This is a genomic window from Streptomyces flavofungini (genome assembly GCF_041028215.1).
Lineage (GTDB): Bacteria > Actinomycetota > Actinomycetes > Streptomycetales > Streptomycetaceae > Streptomyces > Streptomyces flavofungini_B.
Genome location: NZ_JASKYR010001255.1, coordinates 1 through 1,279, shown reverse-complemented (window position 1 = coordinate 1,279; position 1,279 = coordinate 1). Strand labels below are relative to the sequence as shown.

At 75.8% G+C, this 1,279-nt stretch carries 1 protein-coding gene and 1 pseudogene; one reads left to right on the top strand and one right to left on the bottom strand.

What is annotated here, in order from left to right; translation table 11 throughout:
• Positions 1-1,083: MocR-like transcription factor YczR (gene yczR, locus AB8Z36_RS40220; RefSeq protein ID WP_369218303.1), on the top strand; the 1,083-nt coding region annotated here is incomplete at its 5' end.
• A gap of 13 nt (positions 1,084-1,096) precedes the next feature.
• Here yczR and AB8Z36_RS40215 read toward each other — a convergent pair.
• Positions 1,097-1,279, bottom strand: a pseudogene (locus AB8Z36_RS40215) (hypothetical protein); the annotation flags it as partial.

The window sequence follows — 1,279 nt, the reverse complement described above, 5'->3', positions numbered from 1 at the left end:
GTCCAGGGCGCCCTCGAAGCGCTGCCGCCGTACGCGCACACCCACGGCGACTATCCCGCGGGGCTGCCCGCCCTGCGCGAGATGCTCGCCGAGCGCTACACCGCGCGCGGCATCCCGACGATGCCCGAGCAGATCATGGTCACCACGGGCGCGATGGGCGCCATCGACGCCATCTGCCACCTCTTCGCCGGGCGCGGCGAACGCATCGCCGTCGAATCCCCCTCGTACGCCAACATCCTCCAGCTCATGCGCGAGGCCGGGGCACGGCTCGTGCCCGTGGCGATGGCCGAGGGGCTCACGGGCTGGGACGTGGAGCGCTGGCGGCAGGTCCTGCGCGACGCCGCGCCCCGGCTGGCCTATGTGGTCGCCGACTTCCACAACCCCACCGGCGCGCTCGCCGACGAGGACCGGCGCCGACAGCTCGTGGAGGCGGCGCGCTCGGCGGGCACGGTCCTGGTGGTCGACGAGACGATGAGCGAGCTCGGGCTCGACACGGACCTGGAGATGCCGCGCCCCGTCTGCGGGTTCGACCCGGCGGGCTCCACCGTCATCACGGTCGGCTCGGCGAGCAAGGCGTTCTGGGCGGGCATGCGCATCGGCTGGGTGCGGGCGGCTCCCGACGTGATCCGCAGCCTCGTCGCCGCGCGCGCCTACGCCGACCTCGGCACCCCCGTCCTCGAACAGCTCGCCGTGAACTGGCTGTTGAACACCGGTGGCTGGCAGGCCGCCGTCGACCTGCGCAGGCAGCAGGCGAGGGAGAACCGCGACGCGCTCGTCACGGCCGTCCGCCGAGAGCTGCCGGACTGGGAGTTCGAGGTGCCGCGCGGCGGTCTGACCCTCTGGGTGCGCACCGGGGGGCTCTCCGGGTCGCGGATCGCCGAGGTGGGCGAGCGCGTCGGCGTGCGGGTGCCGTCCGGGCCGCGCTTCGGGGTCGACGGCGCCTTCGAGGGGTATGTGCGGCTGCCGTTCACCGTGAGCGGCGCGGTGGCAGAGGAGGCCGCGGTCCGGCTCGCCGCCGCGGCCCGTCTGGTGCGGACAGGGGCCGGGACGGGCGCCGAGGTCACGCACCCCTTCGTCGCCTGAGGCGCGGGCCCGCTCAGCCCTCGGCGGGGACCGGCTCGGCCTCCACGGGGGGCGCGGCCTGCGCCCCCGGGGCGGCCTCGGCCGACGGGGCCGTCTCTCCCTGGGCGCTGCGCGGCGGAAGCAGCTCCATGACCGCCTGCCGGTGCGTCTCGCTGGGGGCGTCGTCGTAGGGGTCGGGCGTCGCGGGCACCTGGAG